This is a genomic window from Fundidesulfovibrio butyratiphilus, from assembly GCF_054657235.1.
Genome location: NZ_BAAHXA010000001.1, coordinates 1 through 14658, shown reverse-complemented (window position 1 = coordinate 14658; position 14658 = coordinate 1). Strand labels below are relative to the sequence as shown.

At 63.8% G+C, this 14658-nt stretch carries 13 protein-coding genes; 1 reads left to right on the top strand and 12 read right to left on the bottom strand.

Annotated features, from left to right (window positions below; all coding sequences use genetic code 11):
- The first annotated feature begins 7 nt into the window (after window positions 1–7).
- Window positions 8–448, top strand: coding sequence for a hypothetical protein (locus ACYQ01_RS00065; protein WP_459931803.1), 441 nt, complete (start codon window positions 8–10; stop codon window positions 446–448).
- Here ACYQ01_RS00065 and ACYQ01_RS00060 read toward each other — a convergent pair.
- From ACYQ01_RS00060 to ACYQ01_RS00005, 12 genes are all read right to left on the bottom strand, one after another.
- On the bottom strand, window positions 445–1209 hold the full coding sequence (locus ACYQ01_RS00060; protein ID WP_459931802.1) for a DNA adenine methylase: 765 nt from the start codon (window positions 1207–1209) through the stop codon (window positions 445–447). The genes ACYQ01_RS00065 and ACYQ01_RS00060 overlap by 4 nt on opposite strands.
- Window positions 1210–1422: 213 nt before the next feature.
- Complete coding sequence (locus tag ACYQ01_RS00055; protein WP_459931801.1) at window positions 1423–2346, bottom strand: patatin-like phospholipase family protein; 924 nt, start codon at window positions 2344–2346, stop codon at window positions 1423–1425.
- Between the two features lie 2 nt (window positions 2347–2348).
- Window positions 2349–2888: a DUF4376 domain-containing protein gene (locus ACYQ01_RS00050; RefSeq protein ID WP_459931800.1), complete on the bottom strand. Its 540-nt coding sequence runs from the start codon at window positions 2886–2888 to the stop codon at window positions 2349–2351.
- An 11-nt stretch (window positions 2889–2899) separates the two neighbouring features.
- Window positions 2900–3586, bottom strand: a complete 687-nt coding sequence (locus tag ACYQ01_RS00045) for a LamG domain-containing protein (RefSeq protein ID WP_459931799.1) — start codon at window positions 3584–3586, stop codon at window positions 2900–2902.
- A gap of 3 nt (window positions 3587–3589) precedes the next feature.
- Window positions 3590–4774, bottom strand: a complete 1185-nt coding sequence (locus tag ACYQ01_RS00040) for a hypothetical protein (protein ID WP_459931798.1) — start codon at window positions 4772–4774, stop codon at window positions 3590–3592.
- 80 nt (window positions 4775–4854) lie between these two features.
- Window positions 4855–5748 (bottom strand): hypothetical protein, encoded by an 894-nt coding sequence (locus tag ACYQ01_RS00035; RefSeq protein WP_459931797.1) that lies wholly within the window; start codon window positions 5746–5748, stop codon window positions 4855–4857.
- Window positions 5745–11363, bottom strand: a complete 5619-nt coding sequence (locus tag ACYQ01_RS00030; protein WP_459931796.1) for a coiled-coil domain-containing protein — start codon at window positions 11361–11363, stop codon at window positions 5745–5747. The genes ACYQ01_RS00035 and ACYQ01_RS00030 overlap by 4 nt, the downstream gene beginning before the upstream one ends.
- 234 nt (window positions 11364–11597) lie before the next feature.
- Complete coding sequence (locus ACYQ01_RS00025; RefSeq protein WP_459931795.1) at window positions 11598–12122, bottom strand: hypothetical protein; 525 nt, start codon at window positions 12120–12122, stop codon at window positions 11598–11600.
- A 26-nt stretch (window positions 12123–12148) separates the two neighbouring features.
- Entirely contained in the window at window positions 12149–13297 is a 1149-nt protein-coding gene (locus tag ACYQ01_RS00020; protein ID WP_459931794.1) for a phage tail tube protein, read from the bottom strand.
- Window positions 13298–13309: 12 nt separating this feature from the next.
- Window positions 13310–13762 carry a phage protein Gp37 gene (locus ACYQ01_RS00015; RefSeq protein ID WP_459931793.1) on the bottom strand — a complete coding sequence of 151 codons (453 nt, stop codon included), beginning with the start codon at window positions 13760–13762 and terminating at the stop codon, window positions 13310–13312.
- Entirely contained in the window at window positions 13762–14286 is a 525-nt protein-coding gene (locus tag ACYQ01_RS00010; RefSeq protein WP_459931792.1) for a phage virion morphogenesis protein, read from the bottom strand. Before ACYQ01_RS00010 ends, ACYQ01_RS00015 begins: the two co-directional genes overlap by 1 nt.
- Before the next feature lie 11 nt (window positions 14287–14297).
- The coding region (locus ACYQ01_RS00005) for a phage protein Gp36 family protein (protein WP_459931791.1) at window positions 14298–14658 on the bottom strand (361 nt) is incomplete at its 5' end.

Here is a 14658-nt window from a genome sequence, read left to right as displayed (position 1 = left end):
GGACCCGATGCAGTTTGTGACCCTGGACGGCAAGCGGTTTCGGGCCGGTTCCCTGGAGGAGCTTGCCCACCAGCTCTGGCAATCCTCGTTTTTACCTGAACCCACGCTGGACGCCTGGATGACAGCCAGCGCCCAGAGAGCGCTCACCTACAACGGGGCCATCGTCCGGACGGATGATGTGGCCGGGCATGTGCGCGATCTTATTGCCGGCGGTTACGTGGCCCTGGCTTTCGCTGACGACTTGCGCAGCCTCGGCCTGCGCCATGTGGACCTCTGCCGGATTGTGACACACCTGACCGGGGCGAAGGTTTCCCCGGTGTCCGTTACACGTTGGGCCACCGGCGTGCGACCGGCCCCGGCCCTGCTTGAGACCGTGGTGGAGTTGCTCAAGCGCCTGCCCCCTGACGGGGTGCAGGCGCTCCGCGACGCCGCGCGTGAGGCCGGCTAGTAGTTGCTGATCAGCACCTCCCGCACGGTTTTGGCCTCGGTCCTGGCGCAACTATATTTCGTGGCCAGGGTGCCGATCGAAAACGCGCCGAACGTTTCGCGCACTCCGGGCGTGTCATTGAGCGACAGAAGGAACTTCCCCTGCAGGCCGGCAAGTTGCTGCGCCAGGCGCGCAAAATCGTCCCGGCCAAACAACCCCTTGCCATAGTAGTTCTCGACGCCCCAATAGGGAGGATCAAGGTAGAAAAGTGTCTCAGGCCGGTCGTGGCGCGCGATGAACTCGCCGTAGGGCAGGTTCTCGATGCGAACGTGCGTCAGACGGACATGCACGTCCGACAGCTCCTCCTCCAGGCGCAGCAGATTGATGCGCGGCCCCTGAGTCGGTCCGCCGCCAAACGTCCGGCCATACACCTTCCCTCCGAATCCCAGCCGCTGCACATAGTAGAACCGGGCCGCGCGCTGGATGTCAGTGAGGCCGCCGACCTTGAGCTGTTCGGTCCAGTCGTCCCACCAGCCCCGGCTGACCAGGCACCAGCGGAACTGGCGCACGAACTCTTCCAGGTGGTTCTGCAACACCTGGAACAGAGAGACCAGGTCGCGGTTTGCGTCGTTGATGATTTCCACTTTCGAGGGCTCTTTGCGGAACAGCACATGAGCGCCGCCAGCAAAAGCCTCGCAATATGTCACATGCTCTGGGAACCGGGCGACGATCTGTTTCGCCAGGCGAAACTTGCCGCCGATCCAACATAATGGTCCTTTCAACTCAAAACCCTTTCTTTACATGGCTTGCCGCAGCCTGCTACCTCGTTTACCGCCCGCGCGCGATTGGGCGGGAGGAGCGGCTACGGCCGTGGTCCGGCGTTTGCCCGCCGGGTCGGTGGGGTGTTGGTAGCACCCCGCCTCCTCCACTTCCTTTCCATCCCATCCTAAAGGCCGCCGGGGCGGCCGTTGTCAAAGAAGCTCGGTAAACGCCGGTCAGTCGGCGTTTACTACTCCCAAAACCGCGAGGGCCTTGGCGAAATCGTCGCTTTCGGTGATGCGCAGGGCCTGAGCCTCCAACAGGGCCAGGCTGTCCGAGTCCGTGGCGTCCATGGCCATGGGGCGGGGCAAAATGGCTTGCAGCCGGTGATAGCGGTCGGCCAGGACGGTGCGGCACTGGTAGTCCACGATGTCCGTGGGACCGGCCATGAGCAGATCGAGTACCGGCCGGGCCGCGCGGATCAGGCCCCAGCTCTTGGCCTCGCTGGGCGCGACGCCGCAGGGCTGCGCCCCCGTGCCCAGCGAGAGCAGGGCCACGTCGGCGTGCGGAGCGAGTTTGTAGGCCTCGATCAGGGCCACCATGGCTGGGTTGTTGGCGCAAACCCCGCCGTCGACCAGGGTGCGCATGACGCCATCCGCCGATTTGACGACCGCCGGCTCGAAATAGGTGGGGGCGGCGCTGGTGGCCCGGCAGACAGAGCGCAGCAGGTAGTCCCGGCCCTTGTCGGTCTGGGCCTTGGTCGACTTGAACAGGACGGCTGCCCCCATCCCGAGGTCCCAGCTGGTGACGAGCGTGGGGATTGTGCAGTCACGCAGGCGCTTGTCGCCAAAGATGCCCTGGAGGCAGTCCTCCAGGGCATCGGCCGGGTATTGCTCGTCCACCAGACCGCCCAGGGAGGCAATACGGTGCGCCAGGGGCCGCGCGAAGATGGAGCGGGCGTGGTAGAGATAGAGGCTGGCCACCGTGGCCATGGGGATGCCCGCGCCCACAGCGGCCGCGATGATGCCACCTGTGCTTGTTCCGGCGACCAGGTCGACTAGCTGGTGCATGGGTTTGCCGGCCAGTCGCTCGATACAGGCCAGGACAAGGGCTGGGATGAGGCCCCTGATGCCTCCGCCGTCTATGGAGAGGATGCGCACGCTCAGGCCTCCGGCCAGCCTGTCGAAATGTCATATGCCAATACCTCTTCGGACGAGGCCAGGGCGTCCAGGGCCGAGCAGTGGATCTTTTCGGCGTCGAAACAGGCCTGGACGAAATCGCCGACGGCGACTCCCAGGGCCTGGACGGCGACCAGATCCAGGACGATCCATGTCGTTCCGCCCTTGGCCCGCCAGTTGACGGTCGCGCCCGCAGGCTTCTTTGCCAGATAGCTTTCGGCCCCCTGGAGGGTGGCCCGATCGTCGTCATCCGTACCGATGAGCGCCCCCTGGTACAGGACTCCTCCGTCCACTTTCTGCCGACGCAGGGCAGCCACATCTTCCTTGCGCGTCGAACGCGCGTCAGGAAGGCTCAGCGGCTCCGGCACCACGTACGCCACCTCCTCGGCCACGCCCCCAGCCGCCAGCCAGGCCAGATAGGTAGGGTGAGCCGCAGCCACGATGCGCGTCAGGCCGTCCGCGCGGACCTCCTGCACGAGGTACGTCCCGTCCATCTGTATTAGATGCTGATATGTACGATCCATAGCTCCCCCCTCTAGTACGCCCGTTGTGGCGGCGTGAAATCGTGCGTCCAGCGGGCGATGCCCTTGGAGATGCGCAGGTTAGCGATTTGGCCCGGAAAATAATACGAGCTAACAGTCCAGTAGCCTATGTGATACACGGCAGAATCAGACACTGAAAACGGCTCACTCCCGGCGAGTGTATCGGCGCTGAACGTAATGGCCACCCCATCTTTATATATACGCATCGCGCCGTCAGATCGCACCCATGCCAGATGCGACCACGTATTCGCTGCCAGAGCGGCGCAAGATCCTTGTGCATAATACTGCGACCCGCCGACTTCATGCTGACATCTAAGAAAATTCCCTCCAAGGATCATGAAGTCAACCCGATTGCTGTTATCAAGGTATTGCTGTAATATTGAATAGTTGTTTGGCAGAGAGTTGTACGGACATACCCATGCGTCAAGGGTAAAGTCGCCAGATCCGAAGTTGAAGTCGTCGGAATACGGAATTGCCAGCTTCGCGCTGCTTCCGTTGAAATACAGCGACTTGGCTACACCGGCCGGCTTGTCCGTTCCGGTGGCGTCCATCACGGTGACGCCGTTGTTGGTCAGGGTCCGGCCCGACAGGGACGCGTCTGCCACGGCGTCGCCGGTCAGGAGCAACTTGGTGTAGGGATCGCGCCCGCGTTGACTGGGAGGCGAAACGATCACACCCATAATCTACTCCAACACCAGGTTGACGATTACGGTGAGGTCGCGCGCGTCGTCGTTGGTCCCGGCCGCGTCGATAACCACTTCGAGCGGCTGACCAAATCCAATCGCCGCGTTGGCCGCGGAGATGTCCGTGGTGGTGGCTGTCCAGGCCGCATCGCTCACGGCCAGGCCGGCACCCGCGTTGGCCGTCCCGACCAGCGCGCCGTTGCACGAGACGTTGACGTGGGGCTGGTCTGCGCCGGAATCGTCCACCAGCGGGCGCACCCGGAAGCCCACGCAATGCGCCGCGCCGCGCGTCCAGACGTACCGGAGCAAAAGCATATCCTGGATGGCCTGGGTGGTGGCCACGGCCGCGAAGCGTCCGGCAAAGGCGACAGTTTCCTGTACCAGGCGGGCCATGTCGCCGGAGTGCATCTCGCGCCCCGAATCGGCTCCGATAGTGGACGTGTAGGGCGCTCCGGCGATGGTTACCACGCCCGCGTTGTAGGCCGTGACCAGGGCGTAGACCCAGGACGTGGTGTCGTTTTGCCGAAACCGGATCGGGCGCCCGGGCGCGAAAATCGCCTGGTTCGCGGCGATGTCCGCCACCGCGAACGTGGCGTCGTTCGTGCGCGTGGGAAGGGCCTCGAAGGTCGTCCAGGCTCCGGCGTTGGTCACGCCGGACGAACCCCCTCCACTCAACAGCATGAATGAGTCCGTGGCGACCATATATCCGACGAGCACGAGCTGGCCGGAGACAATAGCTCCGGCTGCGAGAGCGGCCCCGGACGAGTCCGTAATATATTTGGCCCCGAGAGCATTGACATTGAGCGTGCTCGCTCCGGTATTGGCGTGGGCCGCACGAAACATGTAAAGTCTAGCAGGATCAAGGGAGCCTAGCGTCGGGGTTGGAGTCATGACGTAGGCGTTGGCAGCGCCGGAGTCGGCGGCATGAATGATTGACGTAGCCCCGGCGACGCGGCCTTTTTTGGTCCATACCCCGGCCGACCGATAATAGATGTCGCCGAACGTGTCCGGGGCCGTGTCCCAGTAGAAGTTTCCGTCCTGGCCCGCGTCGGCGTCCGGCGGGCCGGAGCCCTCAATGATGAGGTTGGAGAGCGAGCCGAGTTGCAACGAGAAGGCGTCCATGCCGGACGCCGTGGCGTTGATCTCGTCAGCCAGGGTATCGAAATTCGTCAGCGCGGCGGCCATGGCAGTCTCGAAGTTGTCGCTGCCTCTGCTGGGAGCATCTACACGCGTTGATGTCTTTGGTATGGTCGTCATTGACTCTCCTATATGATACAAATGACTGTAAATTCAACGGTCGACAGTATAGGGCCTGGTATTGTAATACTGAATTCGTTAAAGAATCCGTACGTTATCAGCGCTTCCGGCTCGAATCCGTTCTCATTATGCGCGACGTAGAGAGCGGCTATTCCGTCAAGAGAACTAAGAGTTCCGTTCACATAACTTATCATCGATGATTCAATTTCCGCCGTGAACTTGACTGTGTTGCTATTCGCCCCTTTTTTCAGGGATGTACGTCCGAATGTGTCCGTGTTCTTTTTGCTGTAGGAAAGGAAACCGATTTCAACTCCCCATTCTGTGTCCCCAAGAGATGCGGACAGCACAGGAACAATATTCCCCAACTTTGCCGTGCCATCAACGCCTGCGTTAACGCGTATGCGCAACGTGGATTGAGCCCTCACGAGCAAGGGGACAAAATAGTTCCGGGTGAATCGTGCGTCGCTAAAGAAATAATCTGTAACAGTATAAACCGGTTGAAGCACTTGATATGTCCGCGAGAATATCACCGTCTCCCCGACAGCCAGGTCCAGCGTAAGCGTACGTCCCTCGACACCAAAAAGCGCCAGGGCGTCGCACCGCGAGGCGTCGATGGTTATGTCGATCAGCTCGGGATGCACAGTCTGTGTGCCGACGAACTCGTCCACGCACGCGCGGGCGTTGGTCGCGCTCAAATCAGACCAGGCCGGATCGTCATCAGCCAGGTTGTCGGGCGGATACTCGCCGGCCGTGGTGCGCAGGGCCTGGTAGAGGCGATGCGTGGCCAAAACCATGACAATGGCGTCCGTGGCGTACTCGATGGCCTCGTCATAGGGGGGCGCATCGTCCTCCGGCACGTTGGTGGAGAGGAGTGTCACCGGGCGGGGGGCTCCGACTCTCATGCCTCGGCCTCTACACGCGTGGTGATCACGCCCTCATCGCCGCCGCACCGGCGGAGCAGCGACACAACGTCGCGTGTGTTGGAGCTGATCGCGGCGTTGCCCTGGCCCACCTTGTCGGTAAGTCGCGCGACGGCGGCTTCCAGGGAGCGGATCGCGGCCACCACGGCCGCGTTGGAGCCGCCGAGCAGCTGCACCGGCACCCGGCCGCTGGGCATTGGGATGACGGCCTCGGTGCCGGCCTCGCCGATCATGGCCAGCTCCGGACCGCTGGTAATGGTTCCTGTGGCATACCCCCGCACGGACTTGAGGTTGTCCAGGGCGTCGAGGGCGGCCTGGTAGAGGTCGCCGGTGCCAGCCGGAGTGATGCCGCGCGAGATCAGGCCGCTCAGGATCGACCAGGCGTCGTACTGCCCATCGCCGGATATGCCGTACGACTGTTGCCACCACGACAGGTAGTTGGTCCTCTGGTCAGGGTGCGAGCGCAGGTAGGCGTCCCACGTGGGAGAGCCGTCCGGGGTATTTGTATCGCCGAGGTGGTAGGCGGCCTCGGCTCCCGCCCCGGTGTAGGCCAGGGCCTGGGTGATCTGGCCCTCCAGCGAGGCGGCAAATACCTGACTCGCCTGCTGCACGGCCTGCTGATAGGTGGCCTCGGCCTCGGCGATGGTGTCCGCCTGCTGTTGGCCAAGGAGGGCCTCGGCCAGCAAGCCAAGGGCGGACGTTATCTCATTAAAAACTTTTGTGTATTCCGCAGGATCGGTGGTGGCGTCCATCTTGGCGGACAGCACCGACGTGGCCAGGGATTGCGCCTCGCTGATGGCGTCCCGGTCGCCGGTCAGGCCCTTGGCCAGGTCCGCGTCGAATTGCGACCGCAGGATGGCGTATTTTTGGTCCGGCAACAGCGGCGACTGATCCCCGCCCCGCAATTCTACTACGGTCTTGTGGATGGCGTCGGCCGCGTCTTGGAGATCGTCAACTAAATCATCCCAATATTTGGTCAACTCCTGGCGTTGCACGTCCAGGACGGTGGAGAGGTCGATGGCTCCCAGGCCCGAGGCCACGGCGGACTGAAACTCCTGCGCCTGCTGGGCGAGCAGTTTGACCGCGCCGGCCTCGTGGTCGCGGCCTTCCAGGACCAATTTGCGGGCCTGTATATCGTAGCGAAAGCTCTCTTCGGCCAGCCGTTTGGATTCGGCCATGGCCGCCAATTTCGCATTGATTTCGGCATTGTAGGCATCGTTGGACAGAGCGGCGATTTCCTCGCCATATTCGCGCTCCAGCGCGACGTAATCCTGATACCGCGAGGCCACCATGGCGTAGATCTCGTACATGGTGTCGCCCGTGGCGGAGGCGATGCGCGAGAGCAGACTGGAGCGAGTGGAGTCGACCTCCTCCTGGTGTTGGCGGATGGCGGCCGCCGTCTCCAGGGCCTGCACCTCGGCGATCCTGGCCATGGTGGCGGCGTCGTAGCCCGCCTGGCGGGCCTGAGCCAGCTCAGCTTCCTGCTGGGCCAGGAGCGAGACCTGCGAGGCCTGCCAGTCCAGACCGTGGGCGGTCAGGGCGCGAGCCTCCAGGCTCAGGCCCAATTGCCGCATGGACGTGGCCGTCTGGTCCGCCTGGGCCTCGACCTGCTGGAGCGAGTCCGCCAGCGTGTCAATGGCATCCACCTGCGTGGCGGCCTCGGACCAAGCCGCAAAAATATCTGGGTCGAGGGGGCCATTTGTCGTAGCCGCCTGCATGGCGGACCAAAATCCCTCGACATCGGTGCCCAGTTGAGCCAGGGCCGGACCCACCTGCATGGTGGACTGGTCAATACGGGCCTGGAGCAGGCCGGCGTCGTCGGTGGTGTGCTTTGTCAGTAACCCCAGCGCGGTCTGTACCGCGTCCATAGATCCCAGAGCATCGGAGAGCTGCGACACGTAGTCGGCGGCCTGGATTTTGGTCAGACCCTGCGTCAGTCCGTCGAAATCGTACCCCGTCGCCCTGGCGATAGCGTCCATGGACGTCATGGCGGAACTAAGGCGGCTTAGAGTATCAATCCAGGCCTCATCGGGAGCGGCGACGGCCTGCACCTGATCCAGCAATCCAAGCGAGGTCAGGCTATACTGCGACATGGCGTTGGCCAAATTTCTGTAGACCTCAGCTTCGTGTCCTTCGGGGATGGCCGTAACGTCCCACGAAAAACCCTTTTGTGAGGCTTTCAGGGCGTCCTCTGACAGCCCTAAAGCGTCGGCGAAGTCGGTAAGCCCAGCTGTGGCCTTTTCCCAAGCCTCTGCCTCCGCAGTGGCCATAGTCGCGTCAGCTGGCGAATAGATCGTCGAGTGGCGGGTGGAGCTGTCCCCAAACATCTCCCGGGACGTGGTCGTTATAGTCCCGTAGCTGGATGGCACCAACTCGCCATCCACAAACATCAGCGCCTGCTTGCTGGCCGCCGGAATGACCCACTTGCTGGTCTCGGTATTGGGTGTGAGCGCCCCGGCCAACAGGGCCGCCGGGATGGCCACCAACGCGCCTACGCCCGTGGCCGCCAAACCCGCGCCGATGCCGAGCGCGCCGCCGATGGTCGCTCCGAGCCCTGTGGCAGACGCCACACCGCCGGCGAGCAGGCCCGTCCCGGCTCCGACGTAGCTGGCGGTCGGGTTGTCCGGCCGGATGAATCCGCCGGCGGCATAGCCTATTCCCCCACTGGCCAGGGCGGGACCGGCCACACTCATGATGTTGGAGAGAGTGGACGTGGAGGACGCCTGCCCGAGGTTCATGGCCGACTGCCAAGCTGCGGCCGGCTCCTTGCCGGCCGCCACCAGGGTCTCGTACATTTCGGCCTGGCCAGTGTTGAGGGTCCACGTGCCCCCGGTGTTGACCATGTCGTAAGTGGTCTTGGCGGACCCGCCATTTTTGAACAGGTCCGACAACGAGAAACCACTCCCGGACGTCTGCCCCTGATCCGCCGAGGCGGACAGGCCGGTCAGGCCTTGCAGTGCGCTTGTATCCGTGCCCACCACCTTGGCCACGATGGGCATGAGCAGGGCGTTTTTCGCCAGCGTCGCGGCGAGGCTTGTGACGTAGCGGATGGTGTCGCGCACGAGGTTGGTCCACATGTTGGCCCAACTTTCGCGGGCCTTCTGCGCGTTGCCTTCCCAGAGGTTGGTCAAGGTGTCGGCGATGCCTGTTTGCACGTCGCCGCCGACCTGGCGGATGTAGTCCGCCGTGGACTTGGCCATGTCCTGCCACATGGCCCGCTTGCGAGCGGTTTCGTCCTGGTAGGCTTTGAATTCGAGGGCGAGGTAGTCGCGGAGGTACCCCAGAAAGTCATCTTCGTAGCCGAGGCGGGCCTCCAGCTCCTTGCGGCGCAGTTCGGAGCGCTGCTGGCTGGCGTACACCTGGAAGGCATTTTCGTCGCTGACGTGCTTCTTGACCTGATCAAGATGGGCGTCCAGGCGGCGGCCCTCGGCGTCCCAATACTCGTCAGACAGCTTGCCGCCTTCGCCCAGGCGACGCACATCTTCGTCAAGCATGAATTGTTCGTGCGCCCGCCAGCGCTCCTCGGCGGTGGCGATCTTCTGGGGATCGGCCAGATCCGTCCCGTAGCCACCTTGCTGCAACTCCTGGAGGTACTGCTTGTACCCTTGCAGCCAGTCAGCCTTGAGCTGCGAACCCTGAGCGCCGTAGGTGTCGCGGTATAGCGAAGATTCGTGCTTGGCGGCGTCGTCGAGCTGACGGCTGTACTCGGCCAGCTCGGCGGCCTTGATCTTGAGGGCCTTCAGGTCGCCGAGACGAGCTTCGGCCTGGTGCAACGCCTCGACGCCGCCCTTGGCCCCCACCAGATCCGCTTGAATGCGCGTGAGCGCCTGGTTGTGCTCCCGCTCGATTTTGGCGATGGCCGCGCCCAGCCGGTCGCCCCCCAGCGACTGTTCGTAGGCGGCGATCTCGTCTTCGATCTTCTGGAGGACGCCGGAGGCCTTGATGTCGGCCCGCGCGCCCGCCGTGGCGGCAGAGGCCCCCTTGCGGGTATCCCGGTCGAGGATCTCTTGCCGGCGATTGGCCCTCAAGGAATTAGATTTACCGACCCAGGTCCAATACTCATTTTCAGTGAGCAGACCGCCTTTATAATCCTTCCAGGTCTGCTCCCATTCGCTGACGATCTGCTTGTCCACGGAGGCCAAGCGCTTTTCCACTGTAGAGGCCGCCGACGCCACGCCCAGCCTGGCCAGCGCGGTCTGGCGGTCTTTGGATATGCCGTCGGGGTAAACTTGGGGCTTGTTGGTAACAACAGGCTGCGCATCGCCGACGCCCAAACGCCTGCGATCCTCCTCCTCTGTCCTGGCCGCGTTCTCTTGCTCAAGGCGTTTTTTCAGGTTGGGGCCGCCTGGCCACTGGTCAAAGCCCGGGGTTAATATTTGCAAGAAATTTCGCGGCAGGGCCTGCCATGCGTCCTTGAAGGCGGCATAGGTGCGCGCGATGGCCGAGCCGATTAGCCTTTTGTTTTCCGCGAGCAGCCGGTTTATGGTCGTGATGGTGCCGGCGACGTCCTGCCACATTTCCTTAAACCCGGACCGTTTGATTTGGTCCATGGTTGTGGACATGGTGGACATTTGGGAGTTGATGGTATTGCCCACGTCCTCCTGGGCGGCCGCGAGCCCGCCAAACTGCTCGCGCAAAAACTCGAGCGTCCGGCCCTGCTCCCTGGCGTCGTTTAGCTGCTTTTCCCATTCAGGCCCCAGACGGTCCCTGAGCAGCATCGCGAGCTGGTCGCCGGCTCGGGCCTGTCCGGTGATTACCGAGCGCAGTTCCTGGGCGATCTGGAGGGAGGAGGATTGCCCTTGCGTCATCAACTTGATCTTGTCGATAATGACGCCAAGGTTCTCGATGTCGCGATCGTTGGTGAGGGTGATCCCCTTGTTGGTGAGGATTTGCCAGCCTTCTATGATCTCCCTGCCGCTGGCGAAATGTTTGGCCGCTTCGGCTTCGACTTTGGCGTAGGTTTCCTCGGCGTAACGCAGGTTCTGGGCGTAAATTTGGCGCAGTTCCGCGTCAGTGCCCCGGTTCATGTCGGTCAAATTCGCGGCGATGGAGATGGTGGCCACGCGGTAGTCGTCAACAGCCTGGATGGCGTCGCGGATGGCTGATACGAATTCACGGAATGCTTTGGCGAGCTCCAGGGCGACCAGCACGTCTCGCAAAACGTCAACAGAGGAAGTCAACTCCCCCATTTCGGACTTTGCCTGCCTTGAGGCCTGTCCCAAATCCTTGACGCTCGCCGACGCCTTGTCCACGCCCCCGGCCTGCTCTCCGACCGTTTTGGTCTGCTGCCCCAGGCCGGTAATCGCCTCCCGCGCGCTGCCGGCGGCCGCGCCCAGCTCTTTGACGCTCGCCGCCGCGCCGCCAAAGCTGGCCGCCTGTTGCCCGGCGGTCTGCAACTGCTGGCCGAGAGACGCCAGCAGCTCCCGCACTTGGGTGGCGGCCCGGGCCATCTCCAACAGCGCGCCCGTGGCGACTTTGGCTCCGGTGTCGCCCTTGCCGCCGACGTTTACTAACTGTTGACCGAGATCCACCAACGCCTGATTGGCGTTGGTGGGATCTACGGTCACAGTGAGCTTGATGACGTTGTCGCCGGCCACGGGGAGGGTCCTCTCAAAACAGGCTGACGCGCTGGGCGGCAGCCATGTGGTTGTCGATCATTTCCTTGACCATGCCGAGATCCGCCCACATCCACAGGGGCAGATCGTCAGGCTCCAGGGCCAGGCCGCCCAGCTGGTACTGGCGCAGGGCGAGCAGCCAGCCCAGGTATTGCGACGGCTTGGCCCCGGAGCGTTTTGGGCATTTAGCGCAGGCGGCGGCTAGCCAGTCGCCGTTTAGGCGTTCACAGTCGCGTCGGTCTGCGGGGGTGCATCGTTCGAGCTGGCCTCGGAGCTGCTCGACAAAGGGGCGTCGGTCTCTTCGGTCGCCTCCTCGGCGTCGGCGTCGGCCTCGCCTTCGGCCCCGGCCAGGAGGTCGATTTCGTCTTCGTCGCCCGCCGAGACCTGGGACGGGCGCAGGGCCGCGCGGGCGACGGCGGCCAGATCCGACGGACGGGCCGCAGCCAAGAGGTCTTTCCAGTTGGCGCGGTAGTGCGCCTCGGACGGGTTCGAGCTGATAAAATCGTCGCCGTCCATGAAGTAGCTTTCGCTGAAGCCAGTGACGAGCTTCTTTCCCAGGGCCGCCTCTTCGGCGAAGATGTTGCTCTTTATAACGGTTTTTTTGCCACTCTTCGTGTAAAGCGAGGCGCTGAACGCCATCCTCTGGGGGTTGGTGGGCAGGCGGTAGTAGAGCTTGTACTCTTCGCCGGCCAAGTCGATCATTTCCAGCACCTGACGATCGGCGGTCAAATTGCAGGGCATGTGCGTCTCCTGATTTCGGATTTGGGTTAGGCGAAATAGAGGCGAAATTCGTCGTCTCCGGCCACGTCGCGCGTGGCCTCGAAGGGCAGATCGTAGGCCCCCAGGCCGCTGCGCTCGCGCTCGCTGATGCTGGTCACGCGCAGCTTGGGCACTGCCACGATCAGGCGGTTGCCGGCGGTCTGGCCGATGCGGGCCACCAAACCGCTGGGGGTCGAGCTGGACCACAGGGCGTAGGGGTTGAAGTTGGACAGATCGTCCATTTCCGGGTCGAGCGACCCGGTAGGGTTGCGGCCGGAGATGTAGTATTCCGAGATGCCGCTCACCGCGTTGGCGTTCTTGCGGGGGTTGACCTCGTTGGCCAAATCGAGCTTGAGCTGGGTAAACGCAGGCGTAAACGCGCCGAGCGTGGCGTGGGCGTCGGTGAAGACAGCCGGAACGATGTCCGGGAGTGTGGGGTTGGGCAGGGGCTGGTCGGCCGGGTCGAGCCAGGCGGCCTGGAAGGTAAACGTGAACTTGGCGATCTGGCCCGAGGGGCAATCCAGGCTCCACGATCCCCGCGCGTCGCGCAGCCTCTTTCGCACGCCGTCGCGGTGGAAAAAGTACGTCATGCACTTCTGCTGGGCGATGGTCTGGGTCACCGGGGTGTATTCCAAGGTCTTGGCCGCTTCCACCACCGTGGCCGTGGCCGCGCTGGTTCCGCCGGTGAGGGCGTCGGCGGCCGCGAACTCCCCGGCTCCGGCCTCAAGCACCAAAAGATCGCCGCAGGCGAAGCGCACCACGCCGGTGACAACGGGGTCGCCACCGGAAATGGTCTCGCCCACGGTCCAGGTCCCGACCTGGTCGGAGAGCGTGAGCAAAAGCAGGCCGTCGGCCCGGGCCATGCCGCAGGCCTGCAACGGGCCGTCGTAATATGGCGGCAGGGGCGCGCCGGTCCCGTCCAGGCCGGCCCCGCAGGCCTCGTGCTTGATCGTGAACTTCTGGGACTTGGCCCCGATGCGCGAACCCTCCTTGCTGAAGGTCCGCGACACAATGTTGCGTTCGATTTTTTCGCCGTCCGGGGCGCACTCCACGTCCGCGTCGACCCGCAGGGCGTCCGTGGCCAGGGGAGTGACCTCCTCGCCCGGATTGTGGAGCTTGCCCAGCACCACCATGATTTTGAACTGTTGCGCGCCCATGTGGCGTCTCCTCTATTTGAAGTAGGGTTGAGGGATGCGGTATTGGTCCGCATGGACCGCCACGCCCCCGGCCTGCAAAAGCGACCAGTCGCCCAGGCTCTCGGCCGGCAACAGCTCGGGCAGGAGTTGTTTGCCCTCCAGGGCCTGGCGCACGGCGTCCAGCAGCCGGTACACGCCCGGCGTGGTGGCGTCGCCGCGCCGGGCCTTGACCAGGTCGCCCTGGTATTTGTCACCGATGACTATGGTCCAGGTCATGCTGGCCTCACTGCGCGAGCCGTGGCTTTCCGTGGTCGACCCGGCGTAGATCACCAGCAGAGCGGGGAACGTGGCCATGGCCTGAGCGATCTGATCCGGCTCCAACTCGCCGCCGTAGGGCGCGACCAGGCGCACGCCCAAGGCCGCCTTGAGCGGCGAAAGCGCGGCCAGGATGGCGTCTTCGACTTCGTGCAGGCTGCGTTTGGCCATCAGGCTCCCTCCGCCAGGTAATCTCCCAGGATGTCGGACACGGCCCGCAGCCAGGCCGGCGGCAGATCGCCGTCAGCCCCGAACAGGTAGGGCCGGGCCGGGATCTTCGAGCCCGGATGGTTGACCTGGCGCACCGGATGCTTTCCGCCGGCCCAGGCCAGGGCCTTCTTGTTTTTGGCCCTGATCACGTGCGCCTTTGTGGTCCCGCCGAACTGGTGGATGGCGGCGTACGAAATGCCCGGCCCGCCCACGCTCACGCTCACGCTTGTGGGAGTGGCCTGGTAGTTTACGCTTCTCAGCAGGGCCTGTGTCCGTTGCAGGAGCTTCCCCGACAGAGGGGCGAACGAGGTCAAAGGAGCCCACTTCCCGCCGCCCGGCGCTTCCTCAAATTCAAACGAGCGATGCACCCGAAGGAGCAAGGCCGAGCCGATGTCGTCAAAGGCCTGGGACATGTCGCCTAGGCGCTGGCTCACATTGGCGAGCAGCGCCTTGACCGCCATGTCATCAACCGTGATTTCGATCACGCCGGCCACCGCTAGAACCCTCCCATGTCGGTAAACATGCGGGACGGGCCTTCAAACAACACCACCGTGTCTTCGCTGGCGGCCGGGGCCGAAACGCCGGCCGCTTGCAACTTGATTCGCCCGGCGGCCAGGTCGCGCAGCTGCGCCAGGGCGCGGTCGTAGTCCTTGACCAAGCTATCGGACGGCTGGCGGCCACGGTGCAGCAGGTAGAATGCGATGTCCGCCTGCCATTGCGGCACGGGGTCCGGAGCCGGGGAGCCGAAAGGCACCTCGTAGCCGGCGGACCGGGCGTAGCCGTGGATCAGCGAGGCCGCGTCGGCCAGGGCCTTGTCCAGCACGGCCTGGACAACAGCCCCCGTGGGGGGGCTGGCC

What these genes read in the sequence shown, in the direction of transcription:
- ACYQ01_RS00045 (WP_459931799.1), bottom strand. Translation starts at nt 3,586, where the DNA reads ATGGGTGTGATCGTTTCGCCTCCCAGTCAACGCGGGCGCGATCCCTAC.
- ACYQ01_RS00020 (WP_459931794.1), bottom strand. Translation starts at nt 13,297, where the DNA reads ATGGGCGCGCAACAGTTCAAAATCATGGTGGTGCTGGGCAAGCTCCAC.
- ACYQ01_RS00040 (WP_459931798.1), bottom strand. Translation starts at nt 4,774, where the DNA reads ATGGCCGCCGCGCTGACGAATTTCGATACCCTGGCTGACGAGATCAAC.
- ACYQ01_RS00015 (WP_459931793.1), bottom strand. Translation starts at nt 13,762, where the DNA reads ATGGCCAAACGCAGCCTGCACGAAGTCGAAGACGCCATCCTGGCCGCG.
- ACYQ01_RS00065 (WP_459931803.1), top strand. Translation starts at nt 8, where the DNA reads ATGCAGTTTGTGACCCTGGACGGCAAGCGGTTTCGGGCCGGTTCCCTG.
- ACYQ01_RS00050 (WP_459931800.1), bottom strand. Translation starts at nt 2,888, where the DNA reads ATGGATCGTACATATCAGCATCTAATACAGATGGACGGGACGTACCTC.
- ACYQ01_RS00035 (WP_459931797.1), bottom strand. Translation starts at nt 5,748, where the DNA reads ATGAGAGTCGGAGCCCCCCGCCCGGTGACACTCCTCTCCACCAACGTG.
- ACYQ01_RS00025 (WP_459931795.1), bottom strand. Translation starts at nt 12,122, where the DNA reads ATGCCCTGCAATTTGACCGCCGATCGTCAGGTGCTGGAAATGATCGAC.